This window comes from Lysobacter brunescens, from assembly GCF_042677005.1.
Classification (GTDB): Bacteria; Pseudomonadota; Gammaproteobacteria; order Xanthomonadales; family Xanthomonadaceae; genus Lysobacter_I; species Lysobacter_I brunescens.
In genome coordinates this window covers 2022269-2037878 of the sequence record NZ_JBHTIF010000001.1, presented here as the reverse complement: position 1 = coordinate 2037878, position 15610 = coordinate 2022269, and the positions used below count along the sequence as shown (strand labels likewise).

The 15610-nt window shown below is 70.4% G+C and carries 19 protein-coding genes and 1 tRNA gene; 16 read left to right on the top strand and 4 right to left on the bottom strand.

Translation table 11 applies throughout. The features are described from left to right. The first annotated feature begins 50 nt into the window (after positions 1-50). The 5 genes from dusA (at position 51) to ACFQ0E_RS08975 (ending at position 4955) form a co-directional block, all read left to right on the top strand. Positions 51-1085: a tRNA dihydrouridine(20/20a) synthase DusA gene (dusA, locus tag ACFQ0E_RS08995; protein WP_386823318.1), complete on the top strand. Its 1035-nt coding sequence runs from the start codon at positions 51-53 to the stop codon at positions 1083-1085. Between the two features lie 16 nt (positions 1086-1101). Then, on the top strand, positions 1102-2013 hold the full coding sequence (locus tag ACFQ0E_RS08990; RefSeq protein ID WP_386823317.1) for an arginine deiminase-related protein: 912 nt from the start codon (positions 1102-1104) through the stop codon (positions 2011-2013). 141 nt (positions 2014-2154) lie between these two features. After that, complete coding sequence (locus tag ACFQ0E_RS08985) at positions 2155-2511, top strand: PepSY domain-containing protein (RefSeq protein WP_386823316.1); 357 nt, start codon at positions 2155-2157, stop codon at positions 2509-2511. Between the two features lie 233 nt (positions 2512-2744). After that, complete coding sequence (locus ACFQ0E_RS08980; RefSeq protein ID WP_137850864.1) at positions 2745-3431, top strand: response regulator transcription factor; 687 nt, start codon at positions 2745-2747, stop codon at positions 3429-3431. A gap of 105 nt (positions 3432-3536) precedes the next feature. After that, complete coding sequence (locus tag ACFQ0E_RS08975) at positions 3537-4955, top strand: ATP-binding protein (RefSeq protein ID WP_386823315.1); 1419 nt, start codon at positions 3537-3539, stop codon at positions 4953-4955. Positions 4956-4970: 15 nt separating this feature from the next. On the opposite strand, the gene ACFQ0E_RS08970 is transcribed toward ACFQ0E_RS08975, so the two are convergent. Continuing rightward, positions 4971-5738 carry a M90 family metallopeptidase gene (locus ACFQ0E_RS08970; protein WP_386823314.1) on the bottom strand — a complete coding sequence of 256 codons (768 nt, stop codon included), beginning with the start codon at positions 5736-5738 and terminating at the stop codon, positions 4971-4973. 28 nt (positions 5739-5766) lie between these two features. Next, positions 5767-6075: a hypothetical protein gene (locus tag ACFQ0E_RS08965; RefSeq protein WP_386823313.1), complete on the bottom strand. Its 309-nt coding sequence runs from the start codon at positions 6073-6075 to the stop codon at positions 5767-5769. 136 nt (positions 6076-6211) lie between these two features. On the opposite strand from ACFQ0E_RS08965, the gene ACFQ0E_RS08960 reads away from it, so the two are divergent. The 8 genes from ACFQ0E_RS08960 to rocF all read left to right on the top strand — a co-directional run bounded on the left by ACFQ0E_RS08960 (position 6212) and on the right by rocF (position 12497). Next, positions 6212-8167 carry a DegV family protein gene (locus ACFQ0E_RS08960; RefSeq protein ID WP_386823312.1) on the top strand — a complete coding sequence of 652 codons (1956 nt, stop codon included), beginning with the start codon at positions 6212-6214 and terminating at the stop codon, positions 8165-8167. 31 nt (positions 8168-8198) lie between these two features. Further along, positions 8199-8504, top strand: coding sequence for a hypothetical protein (locus ACFQ0E_RS08955; RefSeq protein WP_386823311.1), 306 nt, complete (start codon positions 8199-8201; stop codon positions 8502-8504). Next, positions 8501-9136, top strand: a complete 636-nt coding sequence (plsY, locus tag ACFQ0E_RS08950) for a glycerol-3-phosphate 1-O-acyltransferase PlsY (protein WP_386823310.1) — start codon at positions 8501-8503, stop codon at positions 9134-9136. Before ACFQ0E_RS08955 ends, plsY begins: the two co-directional genes overlap by 4 nt. After that, entirely contained in the window at positions 9133-9960 is an 828-nt protein-coding gene (locus ACFQ0E_RS08945) for a biotin--[acetyl-CoA-carboxylase] ligase (protein ID WP_386823309.1), read from the top strand. Before plsY ends, ACFQ0E_RS08945 begins: the two co-directional genes overlap by 4 nt. Before the next feature lie 7 nt (positions 9961-9967). Then, positions 9968-10705 carry a type III pantothenate kinase gene (locus tag ACFQ0E_RS08940; protein ID WP_386823308.1) on the top strand — a complete coding sequence of 246 codons (738 nt, stop codon included), beginning with the start codon at positions 9968-9970 and terminating at the stop codon, positions 10703-10705. A gap of 4 nt (positions 10706-10709) precedes the next feature. After that, positions 10710-11408, top strand: coding sequence for an SPOR domain-containing protein (locus ACFQ0E_RS08935; protein ID WP_386823307.1), 699 nt, complete (start codon positions 10710-10712; stop codon positions 11406-11408). A gap of 61 nt (positions 11409-11469) precedes the next feature. Beyond that, positions 11470-11545, top strand: a tRNA-Thr gene (locus ACFQ0E_RS08930). A 28-nt stretch (positions 11546-11573) separates the two neighbouring features. Then, entirely contained in the window at positions 11574-12497 is a 924-nt protein-coding gene (rocF, locus tag ACFQ0E_RS08925) for an arginase (RefSeq protein WP_386823306.1), read from the top strand. A gap of 133 nt (positions 12498-12630) precedes the next feature. Here the strand turns inward: rocF and ACFQ0E_RS08920 are convergent, their stop codons facing one another. Together ACFQ0E_RS08920 and ACFQ0E_RS08915 are read right to left on the bottom strand one after the other, a co-directional pair. After that, positions 12631-13434 (bottom strand): DUF6491 family protein, encoded by an 804-nt coding sequence (locus ACFQ0E_RS08920; protein ID WP_386823305.1) that lies wholly within the window; start codon positions 13432-13434, stop codon positions 12631-12633. Between the two features lie 55 nt (positions 13435-13489). Beyond that, the gene (locus ACFQ0E_RS08915; RefSeq protein WP_386823304.1) at positions 13490-13831 is read right to left on the bottom strand and encodes a Rieske (2Fe-2S) protein; all 342 of its coding nucleotides are present in this window, start codon (positions 13829-13831) and stop codon (positions 13490-13492) included. Positions 13832-13958: 127 nt separating this feature from the next. Here ACFQ0E_RS08915 and ACFQ0E_RS08910 point away from each other — a divergent pair, with 127 nt between their 5' ends. The 3 genes from ACFQ0E_RS08910 to mscL all read left to right on the top strand — a co-directional run bounded on the left by ACFQ0E_RS08910 (position 13959) and on the right by mscL (position 15595). Further along, a complete protein-coding gene (locus ACFQ0E_RS08910; RefSeq protein WP_386823303.1) occupies positions 13959-14294 on the top strand; it encodes a hypothetical protein in 336 nt (111 codons plus the stop codon). Positions 14295-14367: 73 nt separating this feature from the next. After that, entirely contained in the window at positions 14368-15099 is a 732-nt protein-coding gene (locus ACFQ0E_RS08905) for a fumarylacetoacetate hydrolase family protein (protein ID WP_386823302.1), read from the top strand. 79 nt (positions 15100-15178) lie between these two features. Then, complete coding sequence (gene mscL, locus ACFQ0E_RS08900; RefSeq protein ID WP_386823301.1) at positions 15179-15595, top strand: large-conductance mechanosensitive channel protein MscL; 417 nt, start codon at positions 15179-15181, stop codon at positions 15593-15595. The last annotated feature ends 15 nt before the right edge of the window (positions 15596-15610 follow it).

Here is a 15610-nt window from a genome sequence, read left to right as displayed (position 1 = left end):
ATACGGTCCACGCGCGAATCGGAGCGCGGGTTGCCGGTTAGAATGCCCGGATGTCCAGCCGCTCCGCCAGCATCGCCGCCGAACACCTGCGCTTGTCCGTGGCGCCGATGATGGACTGGACCGATACCCACTGCCGCAACTTCCATCGCCTGCTCGCGCCGCACGCCCGGCTCTACACGGAGATGGTGCACGCCAACGCGGTGATCCACGGCACGGCGGACGAGAAAGGCCGCGAGAAGCTGCTGGGCAAGGACGACAGCCAGCATCCGGTCGCGCTGCAGCTCGGCGGCAGCGACCCGCACCTGCTCGCGAAGGCCGCGCGCATCGGCGCGGACCATGGCTTCGACGAGATCAACCTCAACTGCGGCTGCCCCTCGGACCGCGTGCAGGCCGGGCGCTTCGGTGCCTGCCTGATGCGCGAGCCGACCCTGGTCGCCGACTGCGTCGCCGCCATGATCGAGGCCGCGCCGGACACGCCGATCACGGTGAAGTGCCGGCTCGGCGTCGACGACGACCACGAATGGGACCGCTTCCGCGCCTTCGTCGACGCCATCGCCGATGCCGGCTGCAACCTGTTCGTGGTGCACGCACGCAACGCCTGGCTCAAGGGCCTGTCGCCGAAGGAAAACCGCGAAGTTCCGCCGCTGCGCTACGACTGGGCCTACCGGCTGAAGCGCGAGCGTCCGGACCTTCAGGTCATCGTCAACGGCGGCATCGCCGACGCCGAGGAAGCGACAGCGCACCTCGACTACACCGATGGCGCCATGCTCGGTCGCGCGGCCTACCACGATCCCTACCTGCTGCATCGCCTCGACATCCGCTGGTTCGGCGGCGAAACGCGGTCGCGCGCCGACCTGCTGCGCGCATGGAAGCCCTACGTCGAAGGTCAACTGGCGCGCGGCGTCTACCTGAAACACATGGCACGCCACATCCTCGGCCTGTTCCATGGCGAACGCGGCGGCCGCGCGTTCCGCCAGATCCTCAGCGAAGGCGCGCACCGCCCCGGCGCGGACTGGTCGCTGGTCGAGCAGGCGCTCGCCGCGACGGCCATGCACGACTTCGTCTTCTGTCCCCCTGCTGCCTGAGCACCACGACGCCACCATGCTGACCCGCGATTTCAACGCTTTCCTCGACTTCGCGCGTCACTGCGCGCCCGACTTCGGCCCGTCGACCGCGAACGCCGCCTTCCTGGTCGCGCCCGACGGCTTCGGTCGCGCCATCGAATCGGCGTCCGACAACCACTACATGGCCGATGCCGCCGCGTTCGACGCCGTCCGCGCCTCCACGCAGCATCGCGAACTGCAGCGCGCGCTGTCCGACGTGCTGCCGACGATCTGCTTCTCCGGCGATCCCGCGATGCCCGACGCGGTGTTCCCGAACAACGTCTTCGGCACCGCCGCCGGCCGCCTGGTCGTGGGCCGCATGCGCCACGCCGTGCGCCAGCGCGAGGCCGGCCGCTCCGACATCCGCCAGTTCTTCGGCGACACCCTGGGCTATGCCGAGGTCGACCTGTCGCACCAGGAACATCCCTGCGAGCTGACCGGCGCCCTGGTCATCGACCGCGCGCGCGGCCTGGGCTTCTGCGGCCTGTCCGAACGCTGCGACGAAACCGGCGCGGCCCTGATGCACGAGGCCTTCGGCCTGCGCGCGACGCTGATGTTCGACCTCGCGCCCAGCGAGTACCACACCAACGTGGTCCTCGCGATCCTCGCCGGCCGCGCCGCGCTGATCTGCCCGGACGGTTTCGCCGACCCGGCCGCCGTGGATGCGATCGCCGCCTGCTATGCGCCGCACGCGATCCGCCTGACCGCCGCCGAACGCGCAGCCTACGCCGGCAACGCCATCGCCCTGTCCTCGGAGAGCGTCTGGATGAGCGCCACCGCCGCCGCCGGCCTGAGCGACGCCTCGCGCGCCGCCCTCGCAGATGCCGGTTTCGCGATCCGCAGCGTCGAACTGGACGCCATCGAGGCCGCCGGTGGCTCACTGCGCTGCTGCGTTGGCGAGATCTACTGACCACGCCCCGATCCGCAACGTGAACCTGCGGCATGGCGTAAAAAAAAGTTAAGGACGGATTCACCCCCCCCTGCCGAGAATGCCCCTCCAGAGTACGGCCAGCCCTCCGCAACGCCGTGCGTCCGCAGCAGAGCCTCCGATATGTCGCTTGTCCGCCGTTTCCCGTTGTCCAATGCCCTCGCCGTCGCGATCGTCGTCGCCCTCGCCGCCCCGGCCGCCATGGCCCAGCAGCGCGACCGGGACCGCGACGACCGCCCGTCGCCGCAGGACCGCACCCGTTCCGAAGACAGCCGCCACCTGTCCGACGCCGTGCGCCGCATCGAACGCGCCAATCGCGGCCAGGTGCTGAGCGCCGAACGCATGCAATACGACGGCCGCGACGTGAACCGGATCAAGGTGCTCGACGACGAAGGCCGTGTGCGCATCTACATGGACGAGCCCGCCCCCACGCAGCGGCGCAACGACGACCGGCCTCCGCGGCCGCGCAACGACGACTGACGTCGGCCCTTTTCCCCATCCCGACAGGCGAGCCCCGGCTCGCCTGTCTTCGTTTGGCGGCCGTGAGGCGCCCCGCCACCCGAACCTCCCCGGATATGCGGATGTGTCTGATCCGACAGCGATTAAGCGAAATATGAACGAGCCGGCCGGGGAATGACCGGCACAGCGCCCCGCGCGGCTATCCTGCAATCCTGAACAAGAAAGCCGGCCTCCTGTCGGCGATGGAGTGATCGATGCGAATCCTTCTGGTCGAAGACGAAGCCCCCCTGCGCGAGACCCTGGCCGCGCGCCTGAAGCGCGAAGGCTTCGCGGTGGATGCCGCCCAGGACGGCGAAGAAGGGCTCTACCTGGGCCGCGAAGTGCCGTTCGACATGGCGATCATCGACCTCGGCCTGCCGAAGATGTCCGGCATGGAGCTGATCCAGGCGCTGCGCAACGAAGGCAAGCAGTTCCCGGTGCTGATCCTGACCGCGCGTTCGAGCTGGCAGGACAAGGTCGAGGGCCTCAAGCAAGGCGCCGACGACTACCTGGTCAAGCCCTTCCACGTCGAGGAACTGCTGGCGCGCATCAACGCGCTGGTGCGCCGCGCCGCCGGCTGGAGCAAGCCGGCGCTGGAATGCGGCCCGGTGACCCTGGACCTGGCCGCGCAGACGGTCAGCGTGCATGGCGCCAACGTCGACCTGACCAGCTACGAATACAAGGTGCTGGAGTACCTGATGATGCACGCGGGCGAGCTGGTGTCGAAGGCCGACTTGACCGAGCACATCTACCAGCAGGATTTCGATCGCGATTCCAACGTGCTGGAGGTCTTCATCGGCCGCCTGCGCAAGAAGCTCGACCCGGAAGGCACGCTCAAGCCGATCGAGACCGTGCGCGGTCGCGGCTACCGCTTCGCGATCGCACGCACCGGCGAAGCCTGATCGACGCATCGGCGAGTGCCCGCGAACGCCGGCCGCAGCAGCGGACCGGCGTTCGCGCTGCCGACACCCCTTGTTCCTGCAAGATGACCTGCACGACGCCTCGCCATGCCCTCGCGTGATCGACTCTCCCGCTGGCGTCCGCGCTCCCTGCAGACCCGCCAGCTGCTCGCCGCCAGCCTGGGCCTCGTCGCCTTCCTCGCGCTGGCCGGCTATGCGCTGGACCGGGCCTTCCTGAGCACCGCCGAGAACGTCCTGAGCGACCGCCTGCGCGATTACGCGCTCGATTTCGCCCGCGAGACTGAATTCAGCCGCGGCGGCGACCTGGTTCCGCCGTTCGACGACAAGCTGCCCGATCCGCGGTTGAAGCGGCCCGGCAGCGGCCTGTACGCGCAGATCGTCCTGCCGTTCGTGCTGTGGGAATCGGATTCGGCGCAGGGCCCGGAACTGCCCGAGGTCCGCATGCTCGGCGCCGGCGAACAGACCTTCGAGGGGCCGCTGACGCTGGTCCGCTCGAACGGCGAAGTGAGCCAGGCCTATCGCTACGGCTACGGCATGGTCTGGCCGGGCGACGACATGTCCGACGAAGTGCCCTACACGATCTACGTGCTGGAAGACACGGCGCGACTGCAGAACCAGCTCACCGTGTTCCGGCGCGCGCTGTGGGGCTATCTCGGCGGCGCGGCCTCGATCCTGCTGCTGCTGCAGATGGTGATCCTGCGCTGGAGCCTGCATCCGCTGCGCCGGGTGATCGAGGAACTCAAGCGCGTGCAGCGCGGCATCGCCACGCGGATGAGCGAGCGCCATCCGCGCGAACTGGAGCCGCTGACCGAAAGCATCAACGCCTTCATCGAAAGCGAGCGCGAGAACCTGGAGCGGCAGCGCAACATCCTGGCCGATCTGGCGCACAGCCTGAAGACGCCGCTGGCGGTGCTGCGCACGCGCCTGGAGAACGGCGCGGATGGCCCGGAACTGCGCGCGGAACTGGGCGAGCAGCTCAAGCGCATGAACGACCTGGTGGGCTACCAGCTCAGCCGCGCCGCATCCGGCGGCCACAAGCTGTTCGCCGCGCCGCTGCCGATCGAGGAGAACGCCGAGGAGATCGTGCGCGGGCTGGAGAAGGTCTACGCGTCCAAGGGCGTGCTCTGCGAGTTCGAGATCGATCCGGAGGCGCGTTTCTATGGCGAGAAGGGCGATCTGCAGGAACTGCTCGGCAACCTGCTGGAGAACGCGTTCAAGTGGGCGCGTTCGCGCGTGCTGCTGACCGCGCGCGCCGGTGCGCCCGCCCCCAACCGGCGACCTGGGCTGGTGCTGATGGTGGAAGACGATGGCCCGGGCATTCCCGACGACCGGATCGCGCTGGTGCTGCAGCGCGGCGTGCGCGGCGACGAACGCGTGCAGGGCCACGGCATCGGCCTGGCGATCGTGCAGGACATCGTGCGCAGCTATCGCGGCGAACTGAACGTCGGCGATTCGGACGAACTCGGCGGCGCCAGTTTCGAAGTGGTACTGCCGCCCGGGCTCTGACCGGCCGGCACGCGATCAGGCGAGCGGCGGCGGTCCGTAGAAACGCGCGAGGTGCGCGGCGACCTCGGGGAACGCGCTGCGCAGCAGGCCGGGATCGCTGAAGTGGTATTCGGTGCAGACCGCGAAGAATTCCTCGGGGCACTCGGCGGCGTAGGGGTCGATCGCGGTGTCGTGCCCGGCATCGACCGTTTCGACGAAGGCATCGTAGGCGCGCTGGAAATCGTGGGCCCAGCGCCGCTGCCAATCGCGCGGCAGCGGCGGCGTGCCGTCCATCGCGCCATCGAGGATGTCGAGCTTGTGCGCCATCTCGTGCGCGGCGACGCAGAAGCCAGCGGTCGGATCGGCGATGTCGGACTGCACGTCGGCCCAGGACAGCACCAGCGGCCCGTGGTCCCAGGCTTCGCCGATCAGTTCGTCCTCGCCTTCATGGACCACGTCCAGCCCGACGATGTCGCCAGCATCGGTGTGGCGACGCTCGACGCGGAACGCAGCGGGATAGACGATCAGCTCCGACCAGCCATGCAGGCCTTCGGCGCCGAACTCCAGCAGCGGCAGACAGCACACGGCGGCCAGCGCGCAACGGTCGTCGTCGTCGAGCTGCAGGCCGTCGACCGGGGTGATCGCCTTGGTGGCCAGGAAGCGGGCCGCCAGGGTGCAGAGGCGCGCGTCGCGCGCGGGGTCGAGTGCGGCGACCCACGGCAGGCCGGTCGCCACGCGGCGCCAGCGTTCGGGATCGATCCGGGGTTCGGGTCGGGCCAGCAGCCCGCGCAACCAGTTCAGCAAGAGCGGCTCGGTTCGCGCGCCGAAAGACTCAGCGGAACATGCCGGGCAGGAAGCGGTGCCAGCGCGGCGTGCCTCGCGACGGGGTGTCGCTGCTGCGGTAGGGCGTGGTCTGGCGGGACTTGCCGGCCTCGCGGGACGTGCCGCGCTTCACTGCCGTCGATTTCTGCTGCGGCGCGTTCTCGGCGTCGACCGTCTCGCCAGCCGACTCCGGGCAGCCCGAAGGCTCGGTGCCGGCGGACGCCAGGGGTGCGGCCAAGGCCAGCGCCGGCGCACCGAGCAGTGCGAAGGCCGTGGCGATGGCGAACGGGGCAATCCGGGCGTGGCGGGAGGTGGGCATGGCGGCTTCCATCGTGGAGTCGCGGACAAGACGGCGACTATAGCGCGGATGTGACACGATCCGCGTGACATGATCGTTAACGGTCGATGCTGCGTTGCAACAGCAACGATTCGCGACTTTGCGGCAGACTCTTCGCGTGAACACGCCCGTTCCGGACACGTCATCGCCCCTTCCGCCCCCCGGCGCCCCTGCCGTCGGGGCGTCCGATCGCCGTGCGCCCGGTTCGGCAGGCGCGCTGACCGCGCCCGCCCTGCGCCGCGCCCTGATCGCCGGCGCGCGCCGGGTCATCGCCGCCCGCGACGGCCTGAACCGGATCAATGTCTTCCCGGTGGCCGACGGCGACACCGGCAACAACCTCGCCTTCACCCTCGGCAGCGTGCTCAACGGCGCGCTGAGCCGTCGCAGCCGGCACATCGGCGAACTGCTGCGGCGGATCGGCGACGATGCCATCGACGGCGCGCGCGGCAACTCCGGCGCGATCCTCGCCCAGTTCCTGCACGGCGTGGCCGAGCATGCCCGCAGCCAGCCCGTACTCGATGCCGCCACGCTCGCCGCCGCCGTGCGCCACGGTGCCGATGCGGCGCGCGGCGCACTGGCGCAACCGGTGGAAGGCACGATCCTGAGCGTGATCGACAGCTTCGCCGAAGCCATGCAGGAAGCGGCGGACCAGAGCGTTTCCAGCGACGTCCGCGACGATCCGCGCGGCCGCTTCTCGCGCGCCCTCGCCCAGGCACGTGCCGCGCTGGCGCGGACGCCGCAGCAGATGGCGCTGCTGCAGAAGGCCGGCGTGGTCGATGCCGGCGCGCAGGGCTTCGTCGACCTGCTCGAAGGCATCGCCGAGTTCGCCGACGGCGGTCCGCGCGCCATGCGCGTGCATGCGCCACTGCAGGCAGCGAACGAAGGCGCCGACGATCACGAACACGACGCGCACCCGCCGCACGACGCGGTCGATCCCGCGCGTCGCTGGTGCACCGAATGCCTGCTGATCGTCGATCGCGCTGCGATCGATGCCGGCGAACGCCGGGCAATCGATCGCGCCGAGATCCGCGCCGCGCTGGAAGCCATCGGCGCCGATTCGATGGTGCTGGCAGGCGGCGGCACGCGGATGCGCGTGCATGCGCACGTCGGCGCGCCGCAGCAGTTGTTCGACGCCTGCGCGGCCTTCGCGACGGTCGAAGGCATGAAGGCCGACGACATGCTGCTGCAGTCGCGCAGCACCGAACATGCGCACAAGGTCGCGGTGGTCACCGACAGTGCCGCCGACGTACCGGAGGCCATCGTCGAACGCCATGCGCTGCACGTGGTGCCGGTGCGGGTGAACCTGGACGGTCGCGACTACCTCGACAAGGTCGGCCTGAGCACCGCCGAGTTCTACCGGCGCATGGCCGCCTCGCAGCAGCTGCCGCGCACCAGCCAGCCGCCGCCGGGCGATTTCAGGCGCAGCTTCGAATTCCTCGCCGCGCACCATCCGCAGGTGGTGTACGTCGGCCTGTCGCGGGCCGTATCGGGCACGCTGCAGTCGGCGGAACACGCCGCCGCACGCGGAGACGCGTCCAGGGTGCACGTGTTCGACAGCATCAACGCCGCCGGCGGTCAGGCGCTGCTGGCGTGGCGCGCGGCGGAACTGGCCGATGCCGGCGCGGATGTCGAGGCGATCCTGCGCGAGCTCGAACGCCTGCGCCCGCTGACCCTCACCTGGGCGATCGTGCGCGACATCACCCACGCCGTACGCGGCGGCCGCGTCCCCGCATGGGCCGAGCCGGCGGTGCGGTTCACCGGGCTCACGCCGGTGGCGAAGATGAAACCGGATGGCAAGCTCGCCGTCGCCGGGGGTCTGTTCGCGAAGGCCGGGGCGCCGGAAGCCTTCGCCGCCCATGTCGCCAGGCGCGTGCGCAAGGCCCTCGGACCATCGACGCGCCTGCGCGCGATCATCGGCCACTGCGATGCGCGCGAGGATGGCGAACGCCTGCTGGCCGCGCTGCGCGGGCGGCTGGACTTCGTCGAAGCGCACCTGGTCGAGACCGGCCCCGCGATCGGCGCGCATGCCGGGCGCGGCGCGCTGGTGGCGTCGGTGCAGCCGTTCGCGGGATGATGCGCGCCTCACCGAGGAACCAAGGCGACGCATGGGCTGGGCCAGCCGCTACATCGAACGACTGAAACAGGGCGAGACCGTGGTCTTCCGGCCACGCGGCGGCTCGATGACCGGACGCATCGAATCCGGCCAGCAGTGCACGGTCGAGCCCGTCGCCGATCACGCCATGCTGCATGTCGACGACATCGTGCTCTGCAAGGTCCATGGCGCCGAGTACCTGCACCTGATCAAGGCGATCCAGGGACAACGCTTCCAGATCGGCAACAACAAGGGCTACATCAACGGCTGGATCGGACCGAACTCGATCTTCGGGCGCTGCGTGAAGGTGGAACCTTGAACGAACAGATCCTCACCGCATCGATCCTCCTCGCCGCCTACCTCCTCGGCTCGCTCTCCGGCAGCCTGCTGCTCGGCCGGCTGCGCGGGGTGGATATCCGCACGATGGGCAGCGGCAACGCGGGCGGGACCAATGCCTTCCGCACCCAGGGGCTGGCGTTCGCGCTGGGCGTGATCGTCATCGACATCGGCAAGGGCGCGCTGGCGGCGTGGCTGGGGCTGCGTTTCGCGCCGGCGTCGAGCGCCGCCTGGCTGGGGCACGCCTGCGCGTTCGCGGCGGTGGTCGGGCATGTCTGGCCGGTGTGGCACGGTTTCCGCGGCGGCAAGGGCGCGGCGACGGGGGTGGGCGCGCTGGTCGTGCTGTGGCCGCAGTCGGTGCCGGTGATGCTCGCGGTGTGGATCGGCACGATCGTGCTGAGCGGCTACGTCGGCCTGGCGACCGTGCTGGCCGGACTGACGGCAGCGCTGCTCGGCATGGCGCTGCGCGTGTCGATGCCGCTGCACCTGCTCACGGTCGCGATCGCGCTGCTGCTGGTGTACACGCATCGCGCCAACCTCGCGCGGCTGCGCGCCGGCACCGAGTCGCGCTTCGAGAAGGCGCGACTGCTGCATCGCTGGTTCCTGCGCAAATGAGTGACATCGACATGCTCGACGCATCGTCGATCCTCGCCCGGCTGGACCCGACGACACGCCCGGCCTTCGCATCGATCGAGGTTGTCGACGCCATCGACTCGACCAACAGCGAACTGCTGCGCCGACGCACGCCGGACAGCGGTCTGGTCGCGCTGTTCGCCGACACCCAGCACGGCGGGCGCGGACGCCAGGGCCGGCCGTGGGCGTCGCCGCCGGGCGCGAACCTCTACTTCTCCGTTTCGCGGCGTTTCTCTGGAGAACTGGCGCGACTCGGCGGGCTCAGCCTCGTCGTGGGCATCGCGACCGCCGAAGCGTTGCGCGCGATCGGTGCCGCGCGCGTTGCCGTGAAATGGCCGAACGACCTGGTGGTCGATGACGACGGCGTGCTGCACAAGCTCGGCGGCATCCTGATCGAAGGCGGGCTGCAGGATGGCGTCGCGCGCGCGGTGATCGGCATCGGCCTGAACGTGCGTATGCCCGCCGAAGCCGCGACCGCGATCGACCAGCCCTGGACCGACCTGCAGGCGCAGATCGCGGGCGGCGCACCGGGGCGCGACAGCGTCGCGGCCGCTCTGCTCGCCTCACTGGCGAAGGTGCTGGCGCAATTCGACGCCGACGGTCTGGCGCCCTTCCTGCACCGGTTCGATGCGCTCGATGCGCTGCGCGAAGCGCAGGTCGATGCGCTGGTCGGGGACCGGACCGTCACCGGCATCGCCGTCGGGGTCGCCGACGACGGCGCGCTGCGGCTGCAGACCGACGACGGCCTGCGCTCGCTGCATGCGGGCGAGGTCCGCGTGCGCAGGCGGGGCCGTGCGCAGGCATGATGCACGCATGAGTTCCGATTCCTGGCTGTTCGACCTCGGCAACACCCGCCTGAAGTACGCGCCGCTGTGCGATGGCAGGCCTGGCGATGTCACTGCGATCGCGCACGACGGCGCGGACCTGCCCGAGGGCTGGGACGCCGCGCTGCCACCGCGCTTCGAGGCTGCGGCGCTGACGATGGTCGGCGCGCAGGCGCTGCGTATGCAGCTGCTGGGCGTGCTGACCGCGCGCTGCGCACGGCTGTCGATCGCGCGCACGGTCGCGCGGCTCGACGGATTGCGCATCGCCTACCCGATTCCCGAACACCTCGGCACGGACCGCTTCCTCGCCCTGCTCGGCACGCGTCGCCGTGGCCCCGGGCCGTGGCTGGTGGTCGGCATCGGCACTGCGATCACGCTGGACCTGGTCGACGCCGACGGCCTCCACCACGGCGGGCGAATCGCGCCCTCGCCCGCACTGATGCGCGAAGCCCTGCACGGCAAGGCCGCGCAGCTGCCCGAGCACGGCGGCGCCTTCGTCGCCTTCGCGGACGACACCCGCGATGCCCTGCGCAGCGGCTGCGACGGCGCCGCGCTGGCGCTGATCGAGCAGGGCCTGCGCGACGCCGTAGTGCGCATCGGTCGGCGCCCGGCGCTGCTGCTCCACGGCGGCGGCGTGGACGCGCTCGACGGCCTGGACCCGGCGGCCGCGCGCGCGCCGCATCTGGTCCTCGAAGGTCTGGCGGCATGGGCCGGTCCCGTAGAATGACCGCATGACTCTGCGCGCCTCGCTCGTCCTGCTGGTGGTCCTCAACCTCGGCGTCGCCCTGTGGTGGGGCCTGCGTTCCGATGCGCCACCGGCGCCGGCCGAGGAGGCGCCCTCGGGCATCGCCCGGCTGCAGTTGCTGAGCGAACGCCCGGATCCACGACCGACAGCGCCCGCCGTCGCGGCATCGACCGAGACCCCGGCAGCACCCGCAACACCGTCCGCAACGCCCGCAACGGCGGCGGCACCGGAACGCTGCTTCAGCGCCGGCCCGTTCGCCGACACCGCCGCGCTGGACGCCGCACGCGCCGCGCTGGCACCGATGGCCAGCCGCCTGCGCAGTCGCGAGATCCGCGAGAACGGCGGGCGCGGCTGGCGGGTCTACCTCCCCGCAGCGGCCGATCGCGCCACCGCCGACGCCAGCGCCCAGCGCCTGCGCGCTGCCGGCTTCAACGATCTGGTCGTCGTCGGCGACGGCGCCGAGGCCCACAGCATCGCCCTCGGCCGGTTCAGCACCGAAGCCCGCGCCCGCGCCCATGCCACCGCGCTGAATGCCGCGGGCTTCGCTGCCCGGGCCGAGGCGCTGGGCGAAACCCGCAGCCGCTACTGGCTGGATCTCGTGGCCGGCCCCGGGTTCGACCAGAATCAGGCGCGCCGCGCCGCCGGCATGGCCGTGCGCGCGACCGATTGCGCCACCGTACGCTGACGTCATGACGGGCCTGTCGTAGAATCGCGGCTCCTCCGGGCCGACATGGCCCGCGCATTTCGCCGGCATAGCTCAGTTGGTAGAGCAACCGCCTTGTAAGCGGTAGGTCGTCCGTTCGAGTCGGACTGTCGGCACCACATTCCCCTTCCCTGCCCGGATGGCCCCATGCAGCGCAGCTACCCGCCCGTGTCCCTGATCGGCGTGCCCACCGACATCGGTGCCGGCCACAAGGGCGCCCGGATGGGGCCGGATGCGCTGCGCATCGCAGGTCTGGGCGAGGCCCTTGCCGCGCGTGGCGTGGAAGTGATCGATCGCGGCAATGTCGTTGGCCCGGCCAACCCCTGGCTGCCGCCGGTGGACGGCTACCGCCATCTCGACGAAGTCGTGGCATGGAACAAGGCGCTGATGGACGCGGTGGACGCCGAGCTGTCCCGGGGCCGCATGCCGATCGTGCTCGGCGGCGACCACTGCCTGGGCCTGGGTTCGATCACCGCCGTCGCCCGCCACTGCCGGCGCACCGGCAAGAAGCTGCGCGTGCTCTGGCTGGACGCCCACGCCGACTTCAACACCAGCGACGTCACGCCCTCGGGCAACGTCCACGGCATGCCGGTGGCCTGCCTGTGCGGCCTCGGCCCGACCGCGCTCACCACGCTCGGCGGCAGCGCCCCGGCGATGCGTTCCGACGAGATCCGCCAGATCGGCATCCGCTCGGTCGACGCCGGCGAGAAGCGCCTGGTGAAGGACCATGGCCTAGATATCTACGACATGCGCTACATCGACGAAGTCGGCATGAAGCGCGCGATGGAGGAGGCGCTGGAAGGCGTCGACGAAGACACCCACCTGCACGTCAGCTTCGACGTGGACTTCCTCGATCCCAGCATCGCCCCCGGCGTCGGCACCACCGTCCCCGGCGGCCCGAACTACCGCGAAGCGCAGCTGGTGATGGAGATGATCGCCGACACCGGCCGCATGTGCTCGCTGGACATCGTCGAACTCAACCCCGCCCTCGACAACCACAACGCCACCGCCGAGCTCGCCGTGGACCTGGTGGAAAGCCTGTTCGGCAAGTCGACGTTGATGCGGGATTGAGGCGCGCTTGAGTGATTCCGCTTCTGTAGGAGGGCCTTCAGGCCCGAGTTCTTGATATCGGGCAACCGCCCATGAAGAGCTCGGGCCTGAAGGCCCTCCTATAAAGCGCTTTGCAAGGCAGGATCGCGGCGCCTCAGCGACTCGCCTGCGTCTCTCCGGGCAGGATCGGGTAGACCTGCTTGATGGCGCAGCCGGCCTGGTTGGCCAGGCTGCCCGCGAAACGGCTGGACAGGGTGTCCGACGCCGATGCGCCGCCCCCTTCGAACGCGAACGTCACGCGATCGCCGGGGTTGCCGCAGATCGCCGTGCCGCCGGTCGGGGACAGCAACTGCACGCCGGTCGCCGTGGTCGTCGTGCTGCAGGAGCCCGCCAGTTCGACGCGGTAGAAGCGGTGGCCGCCACTGCGCCTGGGCGCCACTTCCACGATGATGTCGCCGCCGTCTTCGCTCCAGCCGCGCATGAAGCGGGCGTCGAGACAATACGCGGTGGTCCCGCCGAAGCCGCGGCGCCGCTTGCTGCGCACCTCGATGGTCTCCAGGTCGCCGCCGTCCGCCGCGGGCCGCTGCGCGCGCAGGGCCAGCTCGGCGAATGCGCGGGCATCGATCTTCGCGAGGCCCGCCAGCGGGCACGTGCGCTGGCCGGACACCACCACTTCGTCATTGCTGCCGCAGACCCAGCCGTGACGGCTGGCGATCTTCACCCGATCCCGACGCAGCGCACCGGGACAGGCATCGATCAGCTCCAGCCGGTAGCGCGACTCGTCTCCCAGGCGCACGGCGATGGTGCGCACATCGCTCTGCACCGCCTCGCGGATGTCGCGGGCATCGAAGCAGTGCGCGGCCGGCGCGGGCGGCCGGTCCGCGGCGTTCGCGTCGCGGGTCGCAGCGGCGACACCGACGCCCAGGGTGAGCACAACGGCGATCCATCGAAACAACATGCGGCGTGTCCTGACAGGAAGGAAATGCGGGGATCGAAACGACTATCGCACGGTCTCAGGCAGACAGGACCTGGCCATCGACCACGGCCACCGGCACCGCGCCCAGTGACTGTCCCCGGCACGGGCCCGCGACGCAGGCGCCCTGCCCCAGCTCGAAGCTCGCGCCATGCACGGCACAGACCAGCAGGCCGTCCTTCGAGCGCAGGAACTTGCCCGGCGACCAGTCCAGCGGACGCCCGGCGTGCGGGCAGATGTTCCGCCAGGCGCGCACCGCGTCACCTTCGCGGAACAGGATCAGCGATTCGGCTTCGCCGTCGAGGGTAGCCTCGACCGCCACCGGCTCACCTTCGGGCAGGTCGGACAGGCGGGCGAGGACGACGGGGGCGGCTTGGCGCATGGTGGCGGCAGCGGGGAGCGGGGACGACCCGCATTATGGCTTAACGAACTTCTCACACGCCCGCCGGATCACCGTCCGATACTGGGTCCGCCGGCTCCACCGGCCACCGTTCGCACCCTGCAGACCCATGCGCATCCCCCGTTTTCTCCGCAAGACCCTCTCCTCAAGCACGATCTTCTCCAGCGCCGGCGCGCACTTCGGCCGACAGGCGTTTCGTGAATTCATGACGCCGCGCAAGCCGCGCCATCGCGCCCTGCGCGTGCTGCTGACCCTCGTCGGCGTCGGCCTGCTCGCGGTGTTGCTGGTGTTCGGGCTGCTGATCGGCGCGGCCATGCTGGGCTTCACCCTCGTCTCGCGCCTGCTGCGCCAGCGCGGCAAGCCCGTGGCGAAAGCCGGCGACGCGCGCACCCTCGACGGCGAGTACCGCGTGCTGCGCAAGCCGGTACTGACGACCGGGCGCTGAAGTCGATCCCGGGGGGCCGCGCCGCCAAGGCGCACCCTCGACGCGATCCCCGCCCGCACGCGATCATGCGGGCATGAACACGACCTCTCCTGACCTGATCCCCGCCCCGACCCCGGTGCGTTTGCCCGTGGCCGGCAAGACCGTCTCCGGCCACTTCCCGGTCCGCCGCGTGTACTGCGTCGGCCGCAACTTCGCCGACCATGCCCGCGAGATGGGCGCCACAGCCCCGGCCTCGAAGGCCGATCGCGGCACGCCGGTGTTCTTCCTCAAGCCGACCGACAGCCTGGTGCTGGACGGTGTGGCCCACTATCCGCCGGGGACGCAGGACCTGCACCACGAGATCGAACTGGTCGTCGCGCTCGGCGAGGACGCGCCGCCGGGCGTGCTGTCGCCCGAAGACGCCGGTCGCCTGGTGTTCGCCTATGGCATCGGCCTGGACCTGACCCGCCGCGACCTGCAGGCCGCCGCCAAGGCCAAGGGCCTGCCATGGGACACCGGCAAGTCCTTCGACGAAGCCGCGCCGATCAGCGCATTGGTGCCCGCCGCCGACCTCGGCGACCTCGCGCCGCGCACGCTGTCGCTGGAGGTCAACGGCGCGCTGCGCCAGCAGTCGACGCTGGACATGCTGATCTGGGACGTGCCGGAGATCCTCCACGAGCTGTCGAAGCTGTACGCGCTGAAGGCCGGCGACCTAGTCTTCATGGGCACGCCGGCCGGCGTGGCCGCGCTGCAGCCGGGCGACGTGTGCGAAGGCGCGCTCGACGACGTGCTGCGCCTGGACTGCCGCATCGCCCCACCGCGCTGAAAAAAACCCGGCGCCGGGCCCCTCGCCCGGCGCACGCGCCTCTACACTGCGCCTACCCAATACACGAGGAGAGCGCGGCATGGGCATGATGAGCGAGTTCAAGGAATTCGCGATGAAAGGCAACGTCGTCGACCTGGCGGTCGGCGTCGTGATCGGCGCGGCCTTCGGCAAGATCGTCAGCGCACTGGTCGACGGCGTGATCATGCCGATCATCAGTTCGATCAGTGGCGGCGTCGATTTCAGCAAGGCGGCCTGGGTGCTACAGGACGCGGTGATCGGCCCGGACGGCAAGGAAGTCGCCGCAGCGGTGGCGATCAAGTACGGCGCCTTCATCCAGACGATCATCGACTTCACCATCATCGCGTTCGTGCTGTTCCTCGTGATCAAGGCGATGAACCGGCTGAAGAAGGCCGAGGCCGCCGCGCCCGCAGCGCCCGCGGAACCGAGCGAAGACGTGCTGCTGCTGCGCGAGATCCGCGATTCGCTGAAGAAGTGATCCTGCCTGCTTGAT

Bases quoted from the DNA above. Each gene is read 5' to 3' on its own strand.
- ACFQ0E_RS08975 (WP_386823315.1), top strand. From the start codon at position 3,537: ATGCCCTCGCGTGATCGACTCTCCCGCTGGCGTCCGCGCTCCCTGCAG.
- ACFQ0E_RS08945 (WP_386823309.1), top strand. From the start codon at position 9,133: ATGAGTGACATCGACATGCTCGACGCATCGTCGATCCTCGCCCGGCTG.
- ACFQ0E_RS08905 (WP_386823302.1), top strand. From the start codon at position 14,368: ATGAACACGACCTCTCCTGACCTGATCCCCGCCCCGACCCCGGTGCGT.
- ACFQ0E_RS08980 (WP_137850864.1), top strand. From the start codon at position 2,745: ATGCGAATCCTTCTGGTCGAAGACGAAGCCCCCCTGCGCGAGACCCTG.
- ACFQ0E_RS08965 (WP_386823313.1), bottom strand. From the start codon at position 6,075: ATGCCCACCTCCCGCCACGCCCGGATTGCCCCGTTCGCCATCGCCACG.
- ACFQ0E_RS08955 (WP_386823311.1), top strand. From the start codon at position 8,199: ATGGGCTGGGCCAGCCGCTACATCGAACGACTGAAACAGGGCGAGACC.
- ACFQ0E_RS08985 (WP_386823316.1), top strand. From the start codon at position 2,155: ATGTCGCTTGTCCGCCGTTTCCCGTTGTCCAATGCCCTCGCCGTCGCG.
- ACFQ0E_RS08915 (WP_386823304.1), bottom strand. From the start codon at position 13,831: ATGCGCCAAGCCGCCCCCGTCGTCCTCGCCCGCCTGTCCGACCTGCCC.
- mscL (WP_386823301.1), top strand. From the start codon at position 15,179: ATGGGCATGATGAGCGAGTTCAAGGAATTCGCGATGAAAGGCAACGTC.
- ACFQ0E_RS08990 (WP_386823317.1), top strand. From the start codon at position 1,102: ATGCTGACCCGCGATTTCAACGCTTTCCTCGACTTCGCGCGTCACTGC.
- ACFQ0E_RS08910 (WP_386823303.1), top strand. From the start codon at position 13,959: ATGCGCATCCCCCGTTTTCTCCGCAAGACCCTCTCCTCAAGCACGATC.
- ACFQ0E_RS08935 (WP_386823307.1), top strand. From the start codon at position 10,710: ATGACTCTGCGCGCCTCGCTCGTCCTGCTGGTGGTCCTCAACCTCGGC.
- ACFQ0E_RS08940 (WP_386823308.1), top strand. From the start codon at position 9,968: ATGAGTTCCGATTCCTGGCTGTTCGACCTCGGCAACACCCGCCTGAAG.
- rocF (WP_386823306.1), top strand. From the start codon at position 11,574: ATGCAGCGCAGCTACCCGCCCGTGTCCCTGATCGGCGTGCCCACCGAC.
- dusA (WP_386823318.1), top strand. From the start codon at position 51: ATGTCCAGCCGCTCCGCCAGCATCGCCGCCGAACACCTGCGCTTGTCC.
- ACFQ0E_RS08920 (WP_386823305.1), bottom strand. From the start codon at position 13,434: ATGTTGTTTCGATGGATCGCCGTTGTGCTCACCCTGGGCGTCGGTGTC.